This is a genomic window from Mesorhizobium sp. M0601 (assembly GCF_040320845.1).
GTDB lineage: Bacteria > Pseudomonadota > Alphaproteobacteria > Rhizobiales > Rhizobiaceae > Mesorhizobium.
In genome coordinates this window covers 1-20,712 of sequence record NZ_JAMYQK010000042.1, presented here as the reverse complement: position 1 = coordinate 20,712, position 20,712 = coordinate 1, and the positions used below count along the sequence as shown (strand labels likewise).

Sequence of the window (20,712 nt, the reverse complement as noted above, 5' to 3'; positions counted from 1 at the left end):
AAGCCAGGTCGAGATTGGACTGCGGATTTTCAGCTTCGCGTCCCGCCAGGCAGCGCCGCAAGCGCGGTCGCCGTCTGGTGCTCGTCGAGCGGCTTTTGTTCATCCGACCGAAGCGAAAACTCCACCAGCACCGGCAGATGGTCTGAGCCGGTGTCCTCAAGGGTCGACGCCGAATGGATAACAATGGCGCCCTTGCTGAAGACCTGGTCGATCGGCAGTCCGGCGAAGCGCAGGAAATCCGGCAGCCTTCTGTAGAGCCAGGTCGGCCCGACCGACGGCATTACAGTCAGCTTGCCAAGCGATGCGACGCGCCGGACGGCGGCGCTCCATGGCGCTGCGTTGCAGTCGCCTGCCAGGATTGACGTCTCGCCAAGCGAGGCGATTTCGTCAGACAACCCTCCAATCTGCCGTGATTGGTTGTGTGGCCATGGCCAGGTGAGGTGGATGGCGGCGACATCGACGTCGGTTCCGCCGAAATCGACCGTGGCGATCGCCATCGCGCCGCGGCTGTCGCAGTGCGGCTCCGTGCCCATGGCAAACGGTCGTCTGGACAGCAGCGCAACGCCGAACACGCCATTGGGATATGGGCAGAGGATCCGGTGGGGATAGGCGCCTGATAGCAGCCCAAGCTTTGCCTTCCACATCTCGGACACCTCGTCGAGGGTGATCACATCAGGCTGGGTCCGGCCGATCAGCGACAGCACCTTCTCAGGCGTTGGATTGTTGAACCTGAGGTTCATCTGCAGCAGGCGGTAGACTGGCTCGTCACCGGGTTTGGCTTCGTAGGCGGCCTGCACCTGCCATAGCCGCGAAAGCGGCAAGGCATTCGGCGTGGTAGCAAAGGAGGCTATCGCAAACAGCAATGCGGCCGCGGCCTGCAGGCGAAACGAGGTGGCGAGCAGCGGCAGCGCGCAAAGCGCCATCAGCACCGAAAAATGGACGCGGAAATGAGCAAAGGAATCGAGGGCCGGATGCAGCGATCCGAAGAACCCGGCCACCAGCGCGGCCGAGAGTGCAAGCATTGCGACGAATGCCAGCGCAACCGTCATGTCCCGAATACGTGCCATCGCTTTGTCTATCGGCAGAAGTGCGGCTCAATCAAGATGACGAAATGTCCTGACCTGGACCGACACATGCGATTCGGCATTTACTGGAAGGCAGTTTCCGAAAAGCTCCTGAGTTTGCGCGAATGCAGTCGGTCCATCGGCATTTCAGCCAGCTTCTCCATCGCCCTGATGCCGATGGTCAGGTGCTGCGCTACTTGCCGCTTGTAGAAATCGGTCGCCATGCCCGGCAACTTCAATTCGCCATGCAGCGGCTTGTCGGATACGCAAAGCAGCGTGCCATAGGGCACCCGGAAGCGGAAGCCGTTGGCGGCGATCGTCGCCGATTCCATGTCGAGCGCGATCGCCCGCGACTGCGACAGCCGCTGGACCGGCCCGCGCTGGTCGCGCAGCTCCCAATTGCGGTTGTCGATAGTGGCGACGGTGCCAGTGCGCATGATGCGCTTGAGATCATATCCGGAAAGCCCGGTGACCTCGGCGACCGCTTCCTGCAGAGCCACCTGGATTTCGGCTAGCGGCGGGATCGGCACCCAGACCGGAAGATCGTCGTCGAGGACATGGTCTTCTCGTACATAGGCATGGGCCAGCACATAATCCCCGAGCGCCTGCGTGTTGCGCAGGCCGGCGCAATGGCCGAGCATCACCCAGGCATGCGGCCGGAGCACCGCAATATGGTCGGTGATCGTCTTGGCGTTGGAAGGCCCAACGCCGATATTGACCATGGTGATGCCGCCATGATTCGGCTTCTTCAGATGATAGGCCGGCATCTGCGGCAGGCGAGGCGGCGCAGCACCCTCACCGGGCGCGCCGTCCCCTGCTTTGGTCACGATGTTGCCCGGCTCGACGAACTCGACATATCCATCACCGCCATTGGCCATCAATTCGCGTGCACGGGCGACGAATTCGTCGATGTAGAATTGGTAGTTGGTGAACAGCACGAAGTTCTGGAAATGCTGGGGACTGGTCGCCGTATAATGCGACATCCGGTGCAGCGAATAGTCGATGCGTTGCGCGGTGAACGGCGCCAGCGGCCGTGCCTCGCCCAATGCCACTTCGAACGTGCCGTTGGCGATCTGGTCGTCGGTGCCGTCGAGATCCGGCACGTCGAACAGGTCACGGATCGGCCGTTTGATGCGCTCGGCAGCAGTCCCGTCGACATGCGTGCCTTCGAGGAAGGCGAAATGCAGCGGGATGGGAGTGGTCGATTCCGAAACCGTGACGGGAACGCCGTGGTTGCGCATGATCAGCCGAAGCTGTTCGGTGAGGTAGCTTTCGAAAAGAGCAGGCTGGGTGACGGTGGTTGAGAAATGCCCCGGCGTCGGCATGTGGCCATAGGCCTGCCGCGAGTCGATTTGCGTGAAGGAACTCGTGGTGACGCCGATCTCCGGATAGAAAGCCCGGTAGCGTTTGTTGTTGTCGCCGCCCGCGGCGAGCGCGGTAAATGAATCGCGCAGGAACTTGGTGTTGCGGTCGTAAAGCACCTGTAGGGCGGCGACCGCCTTCTTGGCGTCGTTGAAGCTCTGCCGGCCAAACGGCTCCGGCGTGACCACCGATTCAATGGCTTGGGGATAGATTCGCTTTTCCATGGCCCAATATAGAGAGTTGGACGCGCGGTTGGGAGGGGGTAAGGCGGCCTCAATACGCGCTGTCGGCGTTTTTCGGTCTGCTAACCGCGCTGCAGGCTAACCAGCAGCACAAAGCCGAGGCCTGACTTCCTCAACGCAGGCGCTTCGATCGTCGAGCCGGCATTGGTGCGCATCGTCGGCACGGCCAGTACCGGTACCGAAAGAACAGTCAGGATGAGCGCCGCGCGCGGCAGCAGCCGAAGCGTCTTGAGGGTGTTGGCGGCGAGGCGGTTCATTGGCGTTTTGCTTTTCTCTAAAGGTTCAGCTCTTTGTCGTTTCAGTGGTGAAGATGGTTCAAGCAACCGAGTCGGCAGGAACTGGCGACGTCCCAGGAGCGGGACGGCCGGCCGGCTTCGGCGACAAGGACGGCGAACAACATGCCGAACAGACTCATCAGCAGGCAGACGATGGTGAAGCGGCGGGCAAGCATTGCGCGGTGTCTCCTTCAACACGCATGACAATGCCTTGCCCCGGCTGAACCGGCTCTGATCCCGGCGTTCATCTGCGGTTCAAAAATGGTTGATGATCTCTGAGAGGGTCCGCTGTGAGTGCAGCGACCCATGGCGACACCATGGCTGCGAGACCGATAACATGAAAACGGGGCCGACTGGCCCCGCTCACCCCGGCAGGAAGGGCACGATCAGAGCTTGTGCCAGGTCTGGCTCTTGCAGATCAGCCCGCCGAGCACGCAGCCGCTCATCTTGAGAGAACTGCCGGAAAGCGAAGCCTTGCCCGAATAGGTCTTGTCGGTTTCCGGGTCGGTTATCGTGCCGGCATATTTGTTGTCGCCGGCAATCTTCAGTGAACCGATGTTCTTGCCGGCAAATTTGCCGGATTTGAGCGTAATCGAAAATGCCCCGCCGCCACCCGAAATGGCGGCAGTCGATCCGGCTTGCGTTTTCCAATTGCCTTCGATCGGATCGGCCCATGCCGCGCCGGTCATCATTATTGCGGCCGCGAGGGCCAGGCTCACTTGTCGAAACATGTCTTTCCTCCCTCAGGTAAGTCCAATCGGGCTCCGTCCCGGGTGTCTGCCCCTTACGCAAACGTAAGCTAGTCCAGCTCCCGGAAAAACAAAAGCGGTGCCGCCACGGAAGGGTTGCGGGTTTTTGCCCGCTCCCGAACGGCCGCGCCGGCGAAAAATGAAACGGGCCGCACACGTCTTTGTCTTCTGTGGTTAGCGGAGTCTTGATCCGCGCCTCGCAAGTTTTCTTCAAATCTTGTGCAAACCGGCGCGATTGCTGGCTTTGTATCCTTAACGAATTTTCGTGTTTACCTCTTGTTTTAGCTTTGTTTTCCTCAAATTAAGCACGCCATTTAACGACGGATTCAAGCCTCCGGGGCATTCTCGAAAGCATCGAAAGAGCGGCCGCCCCCGACGGTAATCAAGGACACCGAGGGACATACGGAGACAGCTCTCGGGAGCCAGAACAGGGGATTTGAAATGGCACGTTTTGAAATGCTTGAAGCCGGCTTCGGCGCCATGGGGGCAACCGCCCAGGCCGATATTCTTTTCGAGTTGGGCATGATGTATGCGACTGGCCGCGATTGCGAGACCGACGTCGTCGCCGCCCACAAATGGTTCAACATCGCCGCGATCAAGGGTTCGGCCCGCGCCGCGGAACTGCGCTCCGAATTGTCTGCCGCCATGTCGAAGGTCGAGATCGCCAAGGCGCTGCGCGAAGCTCGCGAATGGATGACGATGCACTGAATTCGCCGGCATCGACCTCACAAGGGGTACTGACCTCACGACAGGGACGCTTCGGGTCAAGGCCGCGCAGAGGGCCGGGCCCGAAAAATCAAGGCCGCGCAAGACGGCCGGGCCAACAAGATCAAGAACACGGCGGACGAGCCGCGCCATAAACCGTACAAACAGGGAAGGCGAGCGGATCCTGGGGGATACCTCGGGAACTCGATGAGAAAAGCTGCGACCGGCCGGAACAAGGCTGGCGCGGCTTTGTCTTTGGAACAGCGCATTACAGGCCCAATCGAGCGCCGACGATGCGTCTAGACAGCTCCGGTGAAGGATGAAATTCTCCCGCCATTCTGGAAGAGGCGCGGCCGGGATGGTCGCGCGAGAGTGGAGGAGTTGTGTCACCATGAAGAAATTCAGTATTTTCAGCGCAGCCATATTTGGCCTGATGATGACCGCGCCGGTCGCCTTCGCCGATGACATCACCTTTTCGGTGGTCGGACCGATGACCGGTCAGCTTGCCAACATCGGCGATCAGTTTAAGCAAGGCGCGCAAGCCGCCGCCGACGCGATCAACGCGGCGGGCGGCGTCGACGGCCGCCAGATCAAGCTCGACATCGAGGATGACCAGTGCGATCCGAAGCAGGCGGTTTCGGTCGCCAACCGCATCATCGCCAACGGTGTCAAGTTCATCGATGGCCACGCCTGCTCGGGCTCCAGCATCCCGGCCTCCGCTGTCTACGCCGAAGCCGGTGCGCTGATGATGAGTCCGGCTTCCTCGAACCCGGTGTTGACCGATGCAGCGGCGAAAGCCGGCTGGCCGACGATCATGCGCCTCTACACGCGCGACGATGCGCAGGGCGCTTTCATCGGTCCCTGGATCGCCAAGAAATATGCCGGCAAGAAAGTCGTCATCCTGCACGACAAGAGCGCCTATGGGCAGGGCGTGGCCGATGCCGTCAAGGCAACGATGAACCAGAACGGTCTCAATGAAATCCTCTACGAGGGCATCAACGCTGGCGAGAAGGACTATTCCGCTCTTGTTACCAAGCTCAAGGAGCTGAAAGCCGACGTCGTCTATTTCGGCGGCTATCACCCCGAAGCCGGCCTGATCCTGCGCCAGTCGGCGGAGCAGAACCTCAAGTTCCAGTTGATCATGCCGGACTCGATCGCTTCGCCGGAATTCTGGCAGGTTGCCGGTCCGGCCGGCGAAGGCACCATGTTCGTCTTCCCATCGAATCCGCAGGCGAAGCCCGAAGCCAAGGAGGCCATCGCCAAGATCAAGGCCGGCGGCTTCGTGCCTGAGGGCTTCACGCTGTTTTCCTATGCGGTGATCCAGGCCTTCGCCGAAGGCATCAAACGCGCCGGCAGCGACGATCCGGCAAAAGTCGCCGAAGCGTTAAAGAACGGCCAGCCGATCAGCACGGTTGTCGGCTCGGTCACCTTCGACGAGAAGGGCGACCTCAAGAACGCGAGCTACGACATCAACCAGTGGCATGACGGCAAATACGCGCCGATCCAACCGTGATGGCCGCGGCGCCGCAAGACGCGCTGCTGTAATCGAACATGGCCGGGGGTCAAACCCGGCCACATTTTTTTGGCGACGCCTTTGTCACGCGTTCGAGATCACTTCGTGGATAGGGAAACAGCAGTCAACTGAGGTTCCTCGACAAAGCGAACCAGCACGGTGCCGTCGGTTACCTGCGCGCCTTCGGCAGCAATCTCGGCGATAACCCCGTCATGGGGCGCGGCAATGGTGTGCTCCATCTTCATCGCCTCCAGGATCAGCAGCGGCTGGCCCTTGATCACGGACTCGCCTTTGCCTGCACGCACCAATTTGACCAGGCCGGGCATTGGAGCGCGCAGGCTGACGGAAGCGGCGGCGGCTTCGTCGGCTCGGGCCAGCGGATCCGGCACGGCAAAACCGTAGCCGATGGCGCCATCGAAGACCGTGACGTGGCCCGGCCAGCGGGCGAGGCGAGGCGCCGCGCGGAGATCCCGCGAATTGACGCTGTCATAGGGCGCATCCAGCGCCACCTCGAACCGCCCGTCCGGCCGCACCGACACGCGCGCGCCGATCTCCTGCTCGCCAAACTTCAGCAGGGTGCTCCGCGCTACAGCGTGGAAATGCGCATAGCCGGCCAGTGACGACCAGGGATCGTCCGAGGACGGCAAGTCGCGCGCACCGGACGCGGCAAGTGCCGCGGCGGCAATCGTCTCACCGCTCGGCGGCGGAACCGCCGTCAACGCCTGCTGGTGCCTGGCGATCAAGCCGGTATCGACATCGCCCGCCGCAAAATCCGCATCAGCGGCCAGCGCGGCAAGAAAGGCAGTGTTGACCGTCGAGCCGGCGATTTCGGTCTGCGACAGCGCTGCGCCAAGTGCCGTGAGCGCCGCCCGTCTGTCCTTGCCGTGGATGACCAGCTTGGCGATCATCGGATCGTAAAACGGCGAAATCGCATCGCCAGCGCGCACACCGGTTTCGACGCGCATGGTCGCACCCTCCGGTGCCGGCTGCGGAAATTTCAGATGGTGCAAGGTGCCGGTCGCCGGCAAAAACCCTCTTGCCGCGTCCTCGGCATAGATGCGCGCCTCGAAGGCGTGGCCGGAGAGCGCGATCTCGCTCTGGGTCTTCGGCAGTTTTTCGCCGGCGGCTACCCGCAACTGCCACTCGACCAGGTCGATGCCGGTAACCATTTCGGTGACGGGGTGCTCGACCTGCAGACGGGTGTTCATTTCCATGAACCAGAAACGGTCGGCCTTCAGACCTTGCGAGGCATCGACGATGAACTCGATGGTGCCGGCGCCGGAATAGTGGATTGCCTTGGCGGCTTTCACCGCCGCCTCCGTCATCGCCTTGCGCAGTGCCGGCGTCATGCCCGGGGCAGGCGCCTCCTCGATCACCTTCTGGTGGCGGCGCTGCGCCGAGCAGTCGCGTTCGTGAAGATGCACGGCGTTGCCGAAATTGTCACCAAACACCTGCACTTCGATGTGGCGCGGCTTGTCGACATATTTTTCCACCAAGACGCGGTCGTCACCGAACGCGGCTTTCGCCTCGCGCCGCGCGCCCGACAGTGCTTCCGAAAAATCATCGGGATGCTCGACGCGCCGCATGCCTTTGCCGCCGCCGCCGGCGCGCGCCTTGATCAGTACGGGGTAGCCTATCTCGCGCGCCTTGGAGGCGAGCAACACGATCTCCTGCGCTTCGCCATGATAGCCCGGAACGACAGGCACGCCGGCCTTTTCCATCAGCCGCTTGGCCGCGTCCTTCAGTCCCATGGCACGGATCGAGGCCGCCGACGGCCCAATGAAGATCAGCCCCGCCGCGACCACCTGGTCGACGAAATCGGGGTTTTCCGAAAGAAAGCCGTAGCCCGGATGGATGGCCTCGGCACCTGTGGCCAAGGCCGCCGCGATGATCTTGTCGCCGCGCAGATAGCTTTCGTTGGCGGGAGAGGCGCCGATATGCACCGCTTCGTCGGCCATTTCGACATGCAGGGCGTGAGCGTCGGCGTCGGAATAGACGGCGATGCTGCGCACACCCATCCTGCGTGCCGAGCGGATCACCCGGCAGGCGATCTCGCCACGGTTGGCGATCAGGATCTTGGCGAACATCGGGCCTCCGCAGGCAGAGCTGCCGCCAACGGCGCGAATTCTCGTCACGCGAACTGCGGCAATGCCCTGCTTTGTAGTCTGGCGCTCAAAGGATAGGCAAGCGAGGCCTGCCTACTTTGAGGCCGCGATTTCGCAAGCTCCCCCGGTCGTGACCCTGTAACGGTCGCGGGTGACCTGGCAGGATTTCATCGCCATATCCTCGGCAGCCTTTTGCGAGGGCGCATTCAAGCGCGAGCCGCACAGGATGTACAACGAACGCACCCGGGAATACGGAGTGGTCGCATAAGCTGAATGGCCGCTGGCCGCCACATAGGCCTTATATGCCTTGGTGCATGGCCGATCCGCGGTCGCCGGAAAATACGGGTAGAAGCGGACGTCGCCCTTGCTTCCAGCCAGCGATTCCGCCGCGCCGACATTGGGGCTCGAAATTAGAAGCAACCCGGTTATCAGCGAGAAGACTGCTTGTTTAACGCTTATAGATTTCATTTTCCCACCCATTGAATACGTCGAAGGCCGACGAGTGTCGGTCTATTTGGAGGCAGCTATGGCGCAGGCCCCTGCAGTCGTGACCTTGTACTTGCTGCGCGCGGACTGGCAGGATTTCAACGCCAGCGCCTCCGCAGCCTTCTGGGATGTTGCATTCAGATAAGCACCGCAAATAGTGAATTCGGTTGCCCAGTTGAATGGCGTCATCGCATAGGCCGAGTGACCGCCAGCCGCCACATAGTCCTTGTAATTCTTGCCGCAGCCTCCGATTGTACCCGGTGCAAAATAGACCGGAAAACGGCTGTCGCCCTTGCTTCCCGCCAGCGATTCGGCGGCGCCGACATTCGGTGCAGAGGCCACAAGCAGTGCAAGTACCGACATGGTGGCTCGCTTGATTGATAAAGATTTCATTGCCAAACCCATTTGAACCCCAAACACTGAAATATATTCGCCTACTTGGAGGCAGCGATTTCGCAGCCGCCGCCTGTTGTAACTCTGTAACTGTTGCGGGCGGCCTGACAGGATTTCAACGCCAATTCTTCGGCAGCTTGCTGTGACGGTGCATTCAAGCGCGAGCCGCAGATGATGTACAGAAAACGCACCCGGGAATACGGAGTGGTTGCATAGGCTGAATGGCCGCCGGCCGCTACATAGGCCTTGTAGGCCCTGGTACACGGATCCTTCGGGCTCTGCGGCAAATAGGGATAGAAACGGGTCTCGCCCTTGCTTCCCGCCAGCGACTCCGCTGCGCCGATGCCAGGCGTCGCTAATATAAGCAACGCCGCAAGTATATGCGCAGTTGTTCTCTGAAAAACCTGCCGCCTCATCTTCGCCCAATCCCCATTGGTATTTGCGATGATCAATAGCCGTGATTCTTTCGTCTGGCCAGATCGAGAAGCAAAAAATAGTCTGGAGATGTGGTGGGGTTGTCTCCCGCGCAGGGTCACACCCTGCCGAGTGCAGCAACGACCCGCTGATACAATTCGGCCGTCGGCTCGTCGAAGCAGCAGAAAATGACGGTTTCCGGAACGATGTTCTGGCCGATGAAGGCGCTCACGGTCCCGACAGCAATTTGCGTCGCCTGATCCTTCGGATAGCGGTAGGCCCCGGTCGAGATCGCAGGAAACGCCACCGTCCGGCAGTCCTTTGCGGCGGCGATTTCGAGCGACCGGCGATAGCAGGAGGCGAGCAGTTCGGCTTCTCCTTTGCTGCCGCCTTGCCAGACCGGCCCGACCGTATGAATGACGTAGCGCGCGGGCAGCCTGTAGCCCTTGGTGATTTTTGCGTCTCCGACCTTGCAGCCATGCAAGGTCCGGCATTCTGCCACAAGCTCGGGGCCGGCGGCGCGGTGGATAGCGCCGTCCACGCCACCGCCGCCGAGAAGCGAGGTGTTGGCGGCGTTGACGATGGCATCGACCGCCAGCTTCGTGATGTCGCCGGTTTGAATGCGAATCCTCTGGCCGATTTCGCTCATCTCACATCCTGAACACGCCGAATTTTGTCTCCTCGATCTCGGCGTTGAGCGCGGCCGAAAGGCTGAGCGCCAGCACCTCGCGGGTCTTGGCCGGGTCGATGATGCCGTCGTCCCAGAGCCTTGCCGACGAATAGAGCGGGTGTCCCTCGTGCTCGTACTTCATCAGGATCGGCTTCTTGAATTTCGCTTCCTCCTCAGCGCTCCATTCCCCGCCCTTGCGCTCGATGCCTTCGCGCTTGACCACGGCCAGCACCGTTGCCGCCTGCTCGCCGCCCATCACCGAAATGCGGGCATTCGGCCACATCCACAGGAAGCGTGGCGAATAGGCGCGTCCGCACATGCCGTAATTGCCGGCACCGAACGAGCCGCCGATGATCACGGTCACCTTCGGCACCTTGGCCGTTGCGACCGCCATGACCAGCTTGGCGCCGTCCTTGGCGATGCCGCCGGCCTCGTATTTTCGCCCGACCATGAAGCCGGTGATGTTCTGCAGGAAAATCAGCGGGATCTTGCGCTGGCAGCACAGCTCGATGAAATGCGCGCCCTTCAGCGCGCTTTCCGAAAACAGCACGCCATTGTTGGCGACGATGCCGACCGGCATGCCGCTGAGATGGGCAAAACCGGTGACCAGCGTGGTGCCATAATTCTGCTTGAACTCATCGAACTCGGAGCCGTCGACGGTGCGGGCGATTACCTCGCGCACGTCGTAGGGCTGGCGCAGATCCGTCGGCACGATGCCGTAGAGTTCATGTGGATCGTGAAGCGGCGGAATCGATTTCTGCAAGGCCAAGCTTACATTTTTGTTCCGATTCAGGTTTTTGACGATACGCCGGCATATGGCCAGCGCATGCTCGTCGTCGAGCGCATAGTGGTCGGCAACGCCGGAAAGCCTTGTGTGCACGTCGGCGCCACCGAGGTCCTCGGCGGTGACGTCCTCGCCGGTGGCCGCCTTCACCAGTGGCGGCCCGCCGAGAAAGATGGTTGCCTGGTTGCGCACCATGATTGTCTCGTCCGACATCGCAGGCACATAAGCGCCGCCGGCCGTGCACGAACCCATGACGCAGGCGATCTGCGGAATGCCGGCGGCCGACATGTTGGCCTGGTTGTAGAAGATGCGGCCGAAATGATCGCGGTCGGGAAACACCTCGTCCTGGTTGGGCAGATTGGCGCCGCCGCTGTCGACCAGATAGACGCAAGGCAGATTGTTCTGCAATGCGATCTCCTGTGCACGCAGATGCTTCTTCACCGTCAGTGGATAATAGGTACCGCCCTTCACCGTGGCGTCATTGACGACGACCATCACTTCGGTGCCTTCGACGCGGCCGATGCCGGCGATGAGGCCGGCCGAAGGGATGTCCTCGCCATACATCGACCATGCCGCGAACTGGCCGATTTCGAGGAAGGGCGAGCCTGTATCGAGCAATTGGGCAAGGCGTTGCCGCGGCAGGAGCTTGCCGCGGGAGACGTGCCGCTCACGCGCCTCTTCCGCGCCACCGCCCTCGATGGCGGCGGCTTTTTCAGCAATATCGGCGACCAGCGCCCGCATGCGCTCGGCATTGGCGCGGAAAATATCGGAGGCGGGCGACATCTGCGAGGTGAGGGGGGCCATGGCGCTACCGGATCAACTCGATCTTGCAGCCGACATCGAGGTCGCCCCAATCGCGATCAGCGGTGACGGCAATGGCATTCTCGCGAATTGCCAGCGCCAGGCAAGCCCGATCGCCCAGCGACAAGCCGCGATGCCGCGTCAATTGGCGAAGCTGCCCGGCGGCGATGCCCATCGCGTCGTCGAAAACGGCGATCGGCATGCCGAGACTGGCGAGGTCGTCCGCAGCCTGTTCCATGCTGCGTCCCTTGTCGATCAGTTTGGCGATGATTTCGGCCGCATTGACCGAACTGCATTGTGCATCCGGCGCGAACCCCAAAGCATTATCGGTGCCTTGCTCGTTGAGCAGGATTGCGAGCGCCGCCGAACTGTCCATGACATAGGGCTTCATTTCGTCCGCTTTCCCGTCGTCCCTTCGGCGTGAAGACGGTCGAGACGCTTGTCGCTTCGACGCTGCTCTTCCCGTCGCTCTTTCAGAAATTCGTCGACGACGCTTTCACCGGGCTGTTTCAACGCTGACAATTCGGCCTGGACGCGTCGCAGATTCTGCAGCCACGATCTTACCCGCAGCTCGCCGTTCTCGACATGCAGGATCATATCCTCGCCAGGCTTCACGCCCATCTGCTCGCGCATCGCGGCAGGGATGACGAAGCGCCCGCCCTCGCCAAGCTTGACACGCTCGCGTTTCGCCGGAAGCCGAAACGGCGCTTTGCGAGCGCCGGCATCGAACCGTGCTTGCGGGTCTTCGTCAAATCCGGACTTTCCCGTTCTGCCAGCCATGGTCCGTCTCGCCTGGATTGTGGCACATTACCCCATGTATGCCACATCGTGCGGCTTCTGGCAAAATCTCAAAAAGACGCCATCAGGCGCCCTCCGCCATGATTTCTCGTCCGATCAGCCAGCGACGGATTTCGCTGGTGCCGGCGCCGATCTCGTAGAGCTTGGCGTCGCGCAAAAGCCGGCCGGTCGGGTAGTCGTTGATGTAGCCGTTGCCGCCCAAAAGCTGGATGGCGTCGAGCGCCATCAGCGTTGCCTTTTCGGCGGCGAAGAGAATACAGCCGGCAGCATCCTTGCGGGCCGTCTCACCGCGATCGCAGGCGGCGGCTACGGCATAGACGTAGGCGCGCGCCGCGTTCATCGTCGCATACATGTCGGCGAGTTTGCCTTGCACCAGCTGGAATTCGCCGATCGGCTGACCGAACTGCCTGCGTTCATGCACGTAAGGTATCGCCACGTCGAGGCACGCTGCCATCAGCCCGACCGGCCCGCCGGCCAGCACGGCGCGTTCGTAGTCGAGGCCCGACATCAACACCTCGACGCCGCGCCCTTCCTCGTGCAGCACATTGTCGAATGGCACTTCGACATTCTCGAACACCAACTCACCGGTGTTCGAGCCGCGCATGCCGAGCTTGTCGAGCTTTTGCGCCACCGAAAAACCGGCAAAGGCTTTTTCGACGATGAAGGCGGTGATGCCGCGCGAATTGAGTTCCGGATCGGTCTTGGCGTAGACGACCAGCGTCTCGGCATCCGGCCCGTTGGTGATCCACATCTTGGTGCCGTTGAGCACATAGCGGTCGTTGCGCTTTTCGGCGCGCAGACGCAGCGACACGACATCGGAGCCGGCACCCGATTCCGACATCGCCAGTGCGCCGACCTTTTCGCCGCTGCAGAGCGATGGCAGATACTTTTCCTTCTGCGCCTGCGTTGCCCAGCGGTTGATCTGGTTGACGCAGAGGTTGGAATGGGCGCCGTAGGAGAGGCCGACCGAGGCCGAGGCGCGCGAAATCTCCTCCATGGCCACGACATGGGCGAGGTAGCCCATGCCGGTGCCGCCGAAATCGGGATCGGCGGTGATGCCGAGCAGGCCGAGCCCGCCGAGCTCCGCCCACAGATGTGCCGGGAATTCGTTCGAGCGGTCGATCTCGGCGGCGATCGGTGCGATCTTTTCCTGGGCGAAGCGCCGCACCAGGTCGCGCAGCGCCTCGATGTCTTCGTCAAGCCCGAAGTTGAGCGTATGCGTGTACATGCCGTTCCTCCCGGCGCACGATCCCGAAATCGGGATCATGCGCGAAATCAAGTTGCTAGAGCGTCCTTTGCGCGCCCGAATAGAGGCGCGGCGTCGTAGCTCGTTGACGCGCCATCGCTCTTTGCTCCAACAAGGCGCATTGTCATTGCTAGATATGTAGCGGTGACTTCGGCGATCGACAGCCGTTCGCCCGGCCGGAACCAGACGATGACGCCGGTCATCATCTGGATCAGCGCCATGGCGGTGAGCCCGGTGTCTTCGATGCTGAATAACCCCGCTTCGACGCCGTCGCGCAGGATGGCGCGCAGCTCCTTCTCGTAGGCCGTGCGCATGCGCAGGATCTGCGTGAGTTTTTCATGCGACAGGCTGCGCAGCTCCATGTTCGAGACATGGGTGGAGTGGCGGCGTTCGATATGGAAAGCGATGTGGTTTTCGACATAAGCGGCAAGCCGCGCTGCCGGATCAGCGCCGACAGGGCGTGTTGCGCGCCACGCCTCGATCAAGCCTTCCATATGCTCACGCATCAGCATGAACAGAAGGTCCTGCTTGGTCGGGAAGTAGCGGTACAGCGCCGCTGCCTGGACGCCGACCTCGGCCGCCAGCTGGCGCATCGACATCGCCTCGTAGCCGAGACGCGCAATCAGGCTGACTGCCGCCTCGCGGACCGCAGCTTCGGTCTTCTCTCCGTCGGAACCGGTCGTACGCGCCATGACAAGCCGCCTTTTCGCGAAAAATAAAACAAACGTTCAATTAATTCAAGAGGCGCGTCCGAGCAGGGCAATGGCTTCAGATTTGCTCTATCTGCACCCTCGAGAACTTTGTGCGATGGAAGCGAATGAGCAGGACCATGCCTTGCTAGGCAACAATCCTGAAATCGGCCGACGTGTCGCGAGCCTCGATCTCTTCGACATCGACCTTCGAAACCGCTGCCCCTGGCGGCCCTTGCCAAAGCCGTTCGATCATTGTCGAGACCGCCGCACCGGTCCCCGCAATCAAGGCTGTCACCGAGCCGTCAACTTCGTTGCGCACCCACCCGGCAAGGCCAAGCGCCGACGCCTCGCGCCGCGCCCAAACCCGGTAGCTGACGCCTTGCACCTTGCCGTAAATGCGTACCTGCACAGTCCGGTCGGTCATCACGCTCTCCATCCTCTGAGTCGAGTCTGGCGCATCGCCGTGCAAATTCAACCGCGTTGCCGCCGGTCAGCCACATAGGGCGAAGGCTCTTCAGTTCCCCCGCGCTGCCGCCAGCGCGCCAGGCAGTTCCTCGGCAAAGATGTCGAGTTCGTGGTCGAGGCCGACACTGACCCGGATGCAGCGGTCGAGAACCGGCACCATCGGCTTGCGGATGAAGACGTCGCGTGACAACAGCGCCTGCAGCACTTTTAGTGCGAAAGCGCCGTCGCGGCCGCAGTCGATGGTGACGAAATTGGTCGCCGAAGCCAGCGGCTTCAGCCCGTTCGCTTCGGCTATTGCGGCAATGCGTCGACGGCCGGCGGCGACCCGCGCCACCACGCTCTCCAGCCAGGCCTGATCGGCAAGCGCCTCGACACCGGCGATCTGCGCCATGCGGCTGACGCCATAGTGGTTGCGGATCTTGTCGAAGTCCCGAATCACCTGGGCCTCGGCCACCGCATAGCCGCAGCGTATGCCGGCCAGCCCATAGGCCTTGGAGAAGGTGCGCATGCGGATGACGTTCGGCCGCGCCATATCGATCGGTGGCAGCGCTGAGGCTGGCCCTAATTCGCCATAGGCTTCGTCGAGTACCAGCATCGTGGTCTCCGGCAAGGCTTCGATGAAGCGGCTGAGCTCGGCGGCTTCCCACCAACTGCCCATCGGATTGTCCGGATTGGACAGGTAGACCAGTGGCGCCTTTTCCTTGGCCACTGCCGCCAGCAGGCCGTCGAGGTTTTCCCGATCGTTCTGGTAGGGCACTGCGACCAGCCGGCCGCCGACGCCGGCAACATGAAAGTTGAAGGTCGGATAGGCGCCGCGCGAGGTCACCACCGCGTCGCCGGGCGCCACATACATGCGCGCCACCAGGCTGAGCAGCCCGTCTATGCCTTCGCCGATGACGACGTTTTCGGCGCCGACGCCGAGATGCCTGGCGGCAGCTACCTTCAAATCGTGATTATCGGGGTCGCAATACATCCACATGTCGCCGGCAATCTCAGCCATGCGGGCAATGACGCGCGGGGAAGGGCCAAAACTGCTCTCATTGGCGCCGATGCGGGCGCGAAAGGCGCGGCCGCGATCACGCTCCTGCGCCTCCGGGCCGACAAACGGCACCGTGGAGGGAAGCGCGTCGATGAGCGGCGTAAGGGGAGGGCGCAGGCGCATGATAGGGCTCGTTCGAAAGGGGGCCTTCTTGCTAGCCTGCCGGCTTGGCCTGCGCAAGTTCCGCGGCAGGCAGGAACGTCAGGCTGGATTCTCCCGGATCATTTTGCTAGCGAGACATGATGAGCAACCGACTGCCACCCGCTTGGTCCAAGCACATAAAGTCCCGCCCGGCGCCGAACGTGGAACCGCCGAAAGCCAAACCATTGTCGCGGGCGCAGGCCGACGACATGCTGCTGAAACAGGCATATGACTTTCAGCAGGCCAAGCGGTTGGCCGAGGCTAAGGAACTGTGCCGTCGCGTGCTGGAGCGCACGCCCAACCATCCCTTGGCATTGTATATCATGGGCACGCTATTCATCGGGCTCGACGATGAAATTGCATTGCGATATTTGGCGTTAGCCGTCGGCGAGGAGCCTCGAAACCCATATTACCACCTTAGTCTGGGTGAAACCTATCTGAAGGTCAGCGAATATTCGCCCGCAATCACGCATATCCAGCAGGCCTTGAAGTTGAAGCCGGATTTGCTGGAAGCGCTTTGCGCGTTGGGACGCGCTTACGTCGAATTCGACAAGGCTGACATGGCTCTGCCGCTTTACGAGAAAGCGCTCAAGATCAACCGCGATCATCCTCGCGTTCGGACAGGACTGGCCAGCGCACTCGCCGGTCTCGGTCGCGTGGACGAAGCCGAAGTCTATCTGAAAGAAGCGATCGAACGTCGCATCGCGATGCCCGCTGCCTATAACGAGCTTGTGCATACGCGCAAATTCACCGAAGAGCCGGCCGAACTTAAGTCCATCCTGCGCGAACTGGGCTACCCAAAGCTTGACCCCGAAAGTGCGATGAGACTTCATCACGCAGCCGGCAAGGTGCTGAACGACCTTGGGCGTTACGAAGACGCGATAGATCATTTCAAGAAAGGCAAGCAGGCCGCAGGCTATAGGTTTGATCTGGAAGCCTATCGCCGCTGGGTCGACTCTACGATCGAGCTCTTCAACCCGGACATGGTGGCTGCCAACGCGGGCCATGGAAGCCCATCGGAATTGCCCGTGTTTGTATTGGGAATGCCCCGGTCGGGGACCACCCTGACCGAGCAGATTTGCGCGAGCCACCCGGATGTTCACGGCGCAGGAGAACTTAAAAAGCTAAGGCGAGCCGCAAATGCTACCGGCCTCACCAGGCTTTCGGCACGGGCTTTGGGCCAATCGATGGTGCCGATCACCCCTGACCTGTCCAAAATCCTGGCCGAGGAGCACCTGTCCTACCTTCGTGAGCGTGCGCCGACCGCACGTCGCATAGTCGACAAGATGCCCCGGAATTTCGAACTGATAGGCCTCATAGGCCTTCTCTTTCCCAACGCGCGGATTATTCACTGTCGCCGCGACGCCATCGACAATTGCCTCTCGTGTTTTTTCCAGAATTTCTCCAAGGGACACAGCTACATCGCCGACCTGCAGACGCTCGGGCTGTACTACCGTGAATACGATCGTCTGATGCGGCATTGGGACAAGGTTTTTCCAGAACGCATCTTCGAAAATCGCTACGAGACGCTGGTTGCGGATCAGGAGGCACAATCGCGCCGTCTGATCGATTATCTTGGATTGCCCTGGGACGATGCCTGCCTGCGCTTCTTCGAGAAGGGCGGATCGGTCAACACGGCCAGTCGCTGGCAAGTCCGGCAGCCGATCTACAGGTCATCTGTCAAGCGCTGGAAAAATTATGAGGGCAAGATCCAGCCGCTGATCGACGCCTTGGGCGACCTAGCTGAACTTTGAACAAGGAGGGCGCCCGACAGGATATGCCAGCCCTTCAGGCCAGGCTGGATTCTCCCGGACCATTTTGCTAGCGAGACATGATGAGCAACCGACTGCCGCCCGCTTGGTCCAAACACATAAAGTCCCGTTCGGCGCCGAAACTGCAGCCGTCGAAAGTGAAATCGCCCTCGCGCGCGCAAGCTGACGACATGCTGCTGCGACAGGCGCTCGAACTTCAGCAAGCCAAGCGGCTCCCGGAGGCGGAGGAATTATGCCATCGCGTTCTCGCCCGCACGCCCAACCACCCGCTTTCGCTCTACATCCTCGGCACGTTGGGGCTCGGTATCGACGACGAGTTGGCTCTCAAATATTTTGCGCGGGCAGTAAGCCAGACGCCTCAGAATCCATATTTCCACCTTAGCCTGGGAGAGGCCGGTCTGAAGCTTGGCGACAGCTTGCTTGCGATCAGGCACCTGCAGCGCGCCTGCGAATTGAAGCCCGACCTGGTGGAAGCGCTTTGCGGACTGGCGCGTGCCTACGTCAACTTCGACAAGGCCGAGATGGCTTTGCCCCTTTACGAGAAGGCGCTAAAGATCAACGGCGACCATCCCATGGTCCGGATTGGTCTGGCTGGTGCGCTCACCAGCCTCGGCCGCATGGACGAAGCCAGAGCCTATCTCGATCAGGCAATAGAACGTCGCGTCGATGTTGGGGCAGCCTACAATTACCTGGTCGACACGCAAAAGTTCACCGAAAAACCTGCCGAGCTCGATTCTATCCTGCGCGAACTGTCCAATCCCAGGCTCGAACCGGTTGCTGCATCGCAGCTCCATCACGCGGCAGGCAAAGTGCTGAACGATCTTCAGCGCTATGAAGAGGCGATGGATCACTTCAAGAGGGCGAAAAAGGCGGCTGGTCACGATTTCGACCTGGAGTACTACCGCCGAAGCGTCGATTCCATGATCGAGATATTCAGCCCGTCACTATTGGAAGCCAAGGCTGGCCACGGCAGTCCGTCTGAAGTGCCTGTATTTGTGCTGGGCATGCCCCGGTCGGGGACGACGCTGACCGAGCAGATCTGCGCGAGCCATCCGGATGTCCATGGCGCCGGGGAGCTTACGAAGCTGCGGCGAATCGCGAACTCGATGGGCTTTAGAACACTGTCGGATGAGGACCTGCGCAATTCGATCATGTCGATGACGAGGGATCAGTCGAGGGCGCTGGCCGAAGAATACCTGTCCTATCTGCGCCAGCACGCGCCTGGCGCGCTCCGCATCGTTGACAAGATGCCGCACAATTTCGAGTTTATCGGCGTGATTGGAATTCTTTTTCCCAACGCGCGTATCATTCATTGCCGCCGCGATGCCATCGACAATTGCGTGTCCTGCTTCGTCCTGCATTTCACCAAGGACCACGGCTACAACGCCGACCTTGAGACACTCGGCCTATACTACCGCGAATATGATCGCTTGATGCGGCATTGGAACAAGGTTTTTCCCGGACGTATTTTCGAAAGCCGCTACGAGACGCTGGTTACGGATCAGGAGACACAGTCGCGCCGTCTCATCGATCATCTCGGCTTGCCTTGGGACGAATCCTGCCTGCGCTTTTTCGAGAGGAGCGGGTCGGTCAATACCCCCAGCCGCTGGCAGGTCCGGCAGCCGATCTATACATCATCGGTCAAGCGCTGGAAAAAATATGAGAGTACGATCCAGCCGCTGATCCAGTCGCTTGGCGATCTCGCCGAGATTTGATTTGGAGTTGGCGGTCCACATTGCGTGGATCGTGATATCTGAACCGCGCAGGCTTACGGCTGATTTCCAGCGTGCGGCTCACGCGGCTGGTAGTGGAGTCGCCTCGATACGAAAACCCGGCGGTTGCCCGCCGGGTTCAATCTCAATCTAGCTCGGACTGTTAGAATGAGCGCTGGAAGCGGAGCATGCCGCCGACGCTGTCCTTGTCGTCGGCATTGGTCCAGTTGCGATCGTAGGCTTTGTCAAACTGACCGTCGCGGGCCCAATCGACTTCGGCAGTGATCGTGAGACCGGGAACGATATCGTAGGCAATGTTCGCAGCGACGCCGTAGTTTTTGTCATCGTCAGCCGAGGCCTGGAGATTGAACGAGGTCTTCTCGTTGATGGTGTAGGTGCCACCACCCCAGACTGCCCAGTTGCCGCCCCACTGCTTGTAGAAGTTGCGGTCGATGTTGTCGTCAGAGCCGTAGCCGGCCATGATGAACAGTGTCAGGTTCTGTATCGGCGTAACGTCGACGCGAACCTTACCGGCCCACTCTTCCCAGGTGCTGTCATAGGCGGCGACACCGGTGATCGAGCCCCAGCCCTGCGTGTATTTGATACCGCCGACAACATACGGGACATAGCTGTCGATGGAATCATTGCCGCTGTTGCTGTCTTGGAAAATGCCAGGATCAGCGGCGGCACTGCCCGAACCGGTTTCCAACGAAGCCACGGCCGAGAAGCCGTTTCCGGCATCGAAGTAATACTGGACGACGTTGGTGTCGAAGCCGCCGTAGGGGACCAGCGTATCCTGGATGACGTTGCCGGCGTAGCCGATGAAGGTATCGAACGCCGATTCGTCCTTACCGACGCGCAAACCACCGAGCTGGACCCAGGCAAAGTTCAGCGAAACGCTCGTACCGCCATTGAAGTTGTCATCAAGGTAATCGTTGTGGTTACCCCAGTTGAAGCGTGTCTCGGTGTAGGTCTTCAAGGTGCCGAGCTCGGTTTCCTGGCCGGTCCAGGTCTTGAGCGTGAAGCGGGCGTGCTTGTAGTAGGTATCCTGCGAGTCGCCGTCCTGCTGATCGGTAGTCTTTGCACCGTCAAATGAGCCGACGTCACCGATGCCGATGTCATAGCGGACGTAGCCGCCGATGCGCAGGCAGGTCTCGGTGCCGGGGATGTAGAAGTAGCCGGCGCCGTAGACGTCGCAAATCTTGACGTATTCAGCGGGTTCCGGCTCGGCGACGACGACGGCGTCGGCGGCGCGCGCACCGGAAACTGCGATCAGTGCCGCAG

22 protein-coding genes are annotated in these 20,712 nt (G+C 61.0%); 4 read left to right on the top strand and 18 right to left on the bottom strand.

Annotated elements, in window-relative coordinates:
* Positions 1-29: 29 nt before the first annotated feature.
* From NKI41_RS27270 to NKI41_RS27250, 5 genes are all read right to left on the bottom strand, one after another.
* Positions 30-1,067 carry an endonuclease/exonuclease/phosphatase family protein gene (locus tag NKI41_RS27270; RefSeq protein ID WP_352501796.1) on the bottom strand — a complete coding sequence of 346 codons (1,038 nt, stop codon included), beginning with the start codon at positions 1,065-1,067 and terminating at the stop codon, positions 30-32.
* Between the two features lie 80 nt (positions 1,068-1,147).
* The gene (locus NKI41_RS27265; protein WP_352685896.1) at positions 1,148-2,650 is read right to left on the bottom strand and encodes an AMP nucleosidase; all 1,503 of its coding nucleotides are present in this window, start codon (positions 2,648-2,650) and stop codon (positions 1,148-1,150) included.
* A gap of 80 nt (positions 2,651-2,730) precedes the next feature.
* A complete protein-coding gene (locus tag NKI41_RS27260) occupies positions 2,731-2,925 on the bottom strand; it encodes a hypothetical protein (protein WP_352454349.1) in 195 nt (64 codons plus the stop codon).
* Positions 2,926-2,966: 41 nt separating this feature from the next.
* A complete protein-coding gene (locus NKI41_RS27255; protein ID WP_023677802.1) occupies positions 2,967-3,119 on the bottom strand; it encodes a hypothetical protein in 153 nt (50 codons plus the stop codon).
* A 210-nt stretch (positions 3,120-3,329) separates the two neighbouring features.
* Complete coding sequence (locus tag NKI41_RS27250; RefSeq protein WP_352645826.1) at positions 3,330-3,674, bottom strand: DUF2147 domain-containing protein; 345 nt, start codon at positions 3,672-3,674, stop codon at positions 3,330-3,332.
* A 459-nt stretch (positions 3,675-4,133) separates the two neighbouring features.
* Between NKI41_RS27250 and NKI41_RS27245 the strand changes: the two genes are divergently transcribed.
* The gene (locus tag NKI41_RS27245) at positions 4,134-4,400 is read left to right on the top strand and encodes an SEL1-like repeat protein (protein ID WP_010915070.1); all 267 of its coding nucleotides are present in this window, start codon (positions 4,134-4,136) and stop codon (positions 4,398-4,400) included.
* 388 nt (positions 4,401-4,788) lie between these two features.
* On the top strand, positions 4,789-5,910 hold the full coding sequence (locus NKI41_RS27240; RefSeq protein WP_352471026.1) for a branched-chain amino acid ABC transporter substrate-binding protein: 1,122 nt from the start codon (positions 4,789-4,791) through the stop codon (positions 5,908-5,910).
* Between the two features lie 98 nt (positions 5,911-6,008).
* Here the strand turns inward: NKI41_RS27240 and NKI41_RS27235 are convergent, their stop codons facing one another.
* From NKI41_RS27235 to NKI41_RS27180, 12 genes are all read right to left on the bottom strand, one after another.
* Positions 6,009-7,997, bottom strand: a complete 1,989-nt coding sequence (locus tag NKI41_RS27235; protein WP_352685894.1) for an acetyl/propionyl/methylcrotonyl-CoA carboxylase subunit alpha — start codon at positions 7,995-7,997, stop codon at positions 6,009-6,011.
* A 111-nt stretch (positions 7,998-8,108) separates the two neighbouring features.
* A complete protein-coding gene (locus tag NKI41_RS27230) occupies positions 8,109-8,495 on the bottom strand; it encodes a hypothetical protein (protein ID WP_352685892.1) in 387 nt (128 codons plus the stop codon).
* 30 nt (positions 8,496-8,525) lie between these two features.
* Entirely contained in the window at positions 8,526-8,906 is a 381-nt protein-coding gene (locus NKI41_RS27225; protein WP_245274740.1) for a hypothetical protein, read from the bottom strand.
* A 29-nt stretch (positions 8,907-8,935) separates the two neighbouring features.
* Positions 8,936-9,310: a hypothetical protein gene (locus NKI41_RS27220; RefSeq protein ID WP_352685914.1), complete on the bottom strand. Its 375-nt coding sequence runs from the start codon at positions 9,308-9,310 to the stop codon at positions 8,936-8,938.
* Between the two features lie 116 nt (positions 9,311-9,426).
* Positions 9,427-9,957, bottom strand: coding sequence for an O-acetyl-ADP-ribose deacetylase (locus NKI41_RS27215; protein WP_352540759.1), 531 nt, complete (start codon positions 9,955-9,957; stop codon positions 9,427-9,429).
* A gap of 1 nt (position 9,958) precedes the next feature.
* Positions 9,959-11,566, bottom strand: coding sequence for a carboxyl transferase domain-containing protein (locus NKI41_RS27210; protein WP_352540760.1), 1,608 nt, complete (start codon positions 11,564-11,566; stop codon positions 9,959-9,961).
* A 4-nt stretch (positions 11,567-11,570) separates the two neighbouring features.
* Positions 11,571-11,954, bottom strand: coding sequence for a type II toxin-antitoxin system VapC family toxin (locus tag NKI41_RS27205; RefSeq protein ID WP_023677795.1), 384 nt, complete (start codon positions 11,952-11,954; stop codon positions 11,571-11,573).
* Positions 11,951-12,343: an AbrB/MazE/SpoVT family DNA-binding domain-containing protein gene (locus NKI41_RS27200; RefSeq protein ID WP_352540761.1), complete on the bottom strand. Its 393-nt coding sequence runs from the start codon at positions 12,341-12,343 to the stop codon at positions 11,951-11,953. The genes NKI41_RS27205 and NKI41_RS27200 overlap by 4 nt, the downstream gene beginning before the upstream one ends.
* Before the next feature lie 82 nt (positions 12,344-12,425).
* Positions 12,426-13,589, bottom strand: coding sequence for an isovaleryl-CoA dehydrogenase (locus NKI41_RS27195; RefSeq protein ID WP_352685890.1), 1,164 nt, complete (start codon positions 13,587-13,589; stop codon positions 12,426-12,428).
* A gap of 47 nt (positions 13,590-13,636) precedes the next feature.
* Complete coding sequence (locus tag NKI41_RS27190; RefSeq protein WP_352540763.1) at positions 13,637-14,299, bottom strand: TetR/AcrR family transcriptional regulator; 663 nt, start codon at positions 14,297-14,299, stop codon at positions 13,637-13,639.
* Between the two features lie 145 nt (positions 14,300-14,444).
* Complete coding sequence (locus NKI41_RS27185; protein WP_352501806.1) at positions 14,445-14,723, bottom strand: acylphosphatase; 279 nt, start codon at positions 14,721-14,723, stop codon at positions 14,445-14,447.
* Between the two features lie 90 nt (positions 14,724-14,813).
* Positions 14,814-15,926, bottom strand: coding sequence for a pyridoxal phosphate-dependent aminotransferase (locus NKI41_RS27180; RefSeq protein WP_352685888.1), 1,113 nt, complete (start codon positions 15,924-15,926; stop codon positions 14,814-14,816).
* A 119-nt stretch (positions 15,927-16,045) separates the two neighbouring features.
* On the opposite strand from NKI41_RS27180, the gene NKI41_RS27175 reads away from it, so the two are divergent.
* Both NKI41_RS27175 and NKI41_RS27170 read left to right on the top strand, forming a co-directional pair.
* Positions 16,046-17,698 (top strand): tetratricopeptide repeat-containing sulfotransferase family protein, encoded by a 1,653-nt coding sequence (locus NKI41_RS27175; RefSeq protein WP_352685886.1) that lies wholly within the window; start codon positions 16,046-16,048, stop codon positions 17,696-17,698.
* 80 nt (positions 17,699-17,778) lie between these two features.
* Complete coding sequence (locus tag NKI41_RS27170; RefSeq protein ID WP_352685885.1) at positions 17,779-19,431, top strand: tetratricopeptide repeat-containing sulfotransferase family protein; 1,653 nt, start codon at positions 17,779-17,781, stop codon at positions 19,429-19,431.
* Positions 19,432-19,591: 160 nt separating this feature from the next.
* Here the strand turns inward: NKI41_RS27170 and NKI41_RS27165 are convergent.
* Positions 19,592-20,712: porin (locus NKI41_RS27165; protein ID WP_352685883.1), on the bottom strand; the 1,121-nt coding region annotated here is incomplete at its 5' end.

What these genes read in the sequence shown, in the direction of transcription:
- NKI41_RS27270 (WP_352501796.1), bottom strand. Translation starts at nt 1,067, where the DNA reads ATGGCACGTATTCGGGACATGACGGTTGCGCTGGCATTCGTCGCAATG.
- NKI41_RS27265 (WP_352685896.1), bottom strand. Translation starts at nt 2,650, where the DNA reads ATGGAAAAGCGAATCTATCCCCAAGCCATTGAATCGGTGGTCACGCCG.
- NKI41_RS27260 (WP_352454349.1), bottom strand. Translation starts at nt 2,925, where the DNA reads ATGAACCGCCTCGCCGCCAACACCCTCAAGACGCTTCGGCTGCTGCCG.
- NKI41_RS27255 (WP_023677802.1), bottom strand. Translation starts at nt 3,119, where the DNA reads ATGCTTGCCCGCCGCTTCACCATCGTCTGCCTGCTGATGAGTCTGTTC.
- NKI41_RS27250 (WP_352645826.1), bottom strand. Translation starts at nt 3,674, where the DNA reads ATGTTTCGACAAGTGAGCCTGGCCCTCGCGGCCGCAATAATGATGACC.
- NKI41_RS27245 (WP_010915070.1), top strand. Translation starts at nt 4,134, where the DNA reads ATGGCACGTTTTGAAATGCTTGAAGCCGGCTTCGGCGCCATGGGGGCA.
- NKI41_RS27240 (WP_352471026.1), top strand. Translation starts at nt 4,789, where the DNA reads ATGAAGAAATTCAGTATTTTCAGCGCAGCCATATTTGGCCTGATGATG.
- NKI41_RS27235 (WP_352685894.1), bottom strand. Translation starts at nt 7,997, where the DNA reads ATGTTCGCCAAGATCCTGATCGCCAACCGTGGCGAGATCGCCTGCCGG.
- NKI41_RS27230 (WP_352685892.1), bottom strand. Translation starts at nt 8,495, where the DNA reads ATGGGTGGGAAAATGAAATCTATAAGCGTTAAACAAGCAGTCTTCTCG.
- NKI41_RS27225 (WP_245274740.1), bottom strand. Translation starts at nt 8,906, where the DNA reads ATGGGTTTGGCAATGAAATCTTTATCAATCAAGCGAGCCACCATGTCG.
- NKI41_RS27220 (WP_352685914.1), bottom strand. Translation starts at nt 9,310, where the DNA reads ATGAGGCGGCAGGTTTTTCAGAGAACAACTGCGCATATACTTGCGGCG.
- NKI41_RS27215 (WP_352540759.1), bottom strand. Translation starts at nt 9,957, where the DNA reads ATGAGCGAAATCGGCCAGAGGATTCGCATTCAAACCGGCGACATCACG.
- NKI41_RS27210 (WP_352540760.1), bottom strand. Translation starts at nt 11,566, where the DNA reads ATGGCCCCCCTCACCTCGCAGATGTCGCCCGCCTCCGATATTTTCCGC.
- NKI41_RS27205 (WP_023677795.1), bottom strand. Translation starts at nt 11,954, where the DNA reads ATGAAGCCCTATGTCATGGACAGTTCGGCGGCGCTCGCAATCCTGCTC.
- NKI41_RS27200 (WP_352540761.1), bottom strand. Translation starts at nt 12,343, where the DNA reads ATGGCTGGCAGAACGGGAAAGTCCGGATTTGACGAAGACCCGCAAGCA.
- NKI41_RS27195 (WP_352685890.1), bottom strand. Translation starts at nt 13,589, where the DNA reads ATGTACACGCATACGCTCAACTTCGGGCTTGACGAAGACATCGAGGCG.
- NKI41_RS27190 (WP_352540763.1), bottom strand. Translation starts at nt 14,299, where the DNA reads ATGGCGCGTACGACCGGTTCCGACGGAGAGAAGACCGAAGCTGCGGTC.
- NKI41_RS27185 (WP_352501806.1), bottom strand. Translation starts at nt 14,723, where the DNA reads ATGACCGACCGGACTGTGCAGGTACGCATTTACGGCAAGGTGCAAGGC.
- NKI41_RS27180 (WP_352685888.1), bottom strand. Translation starts at nt 15,926, where the DNA reads ATGCGCCTGCGCCCTCCCCTTACGCCGCTCATCGACGCGCTTCCCTCC.
- NKI41_RS27175 (WP_352685886.1), top strand. Translation starts at nt 16,046, where the DNA reads ATGAGCAACCGACTGCCACCCGCTTGGTCCAAGCACATAAAGTCCCGC.
- NKI41_RS27170 (WP_352685885.1), top strand. Translation starts at nt 17,779, where the DNA reads ATGAGCAACCGACTGCCGCCCGCTTGGTCCAAACACATAAAGTCCCGT.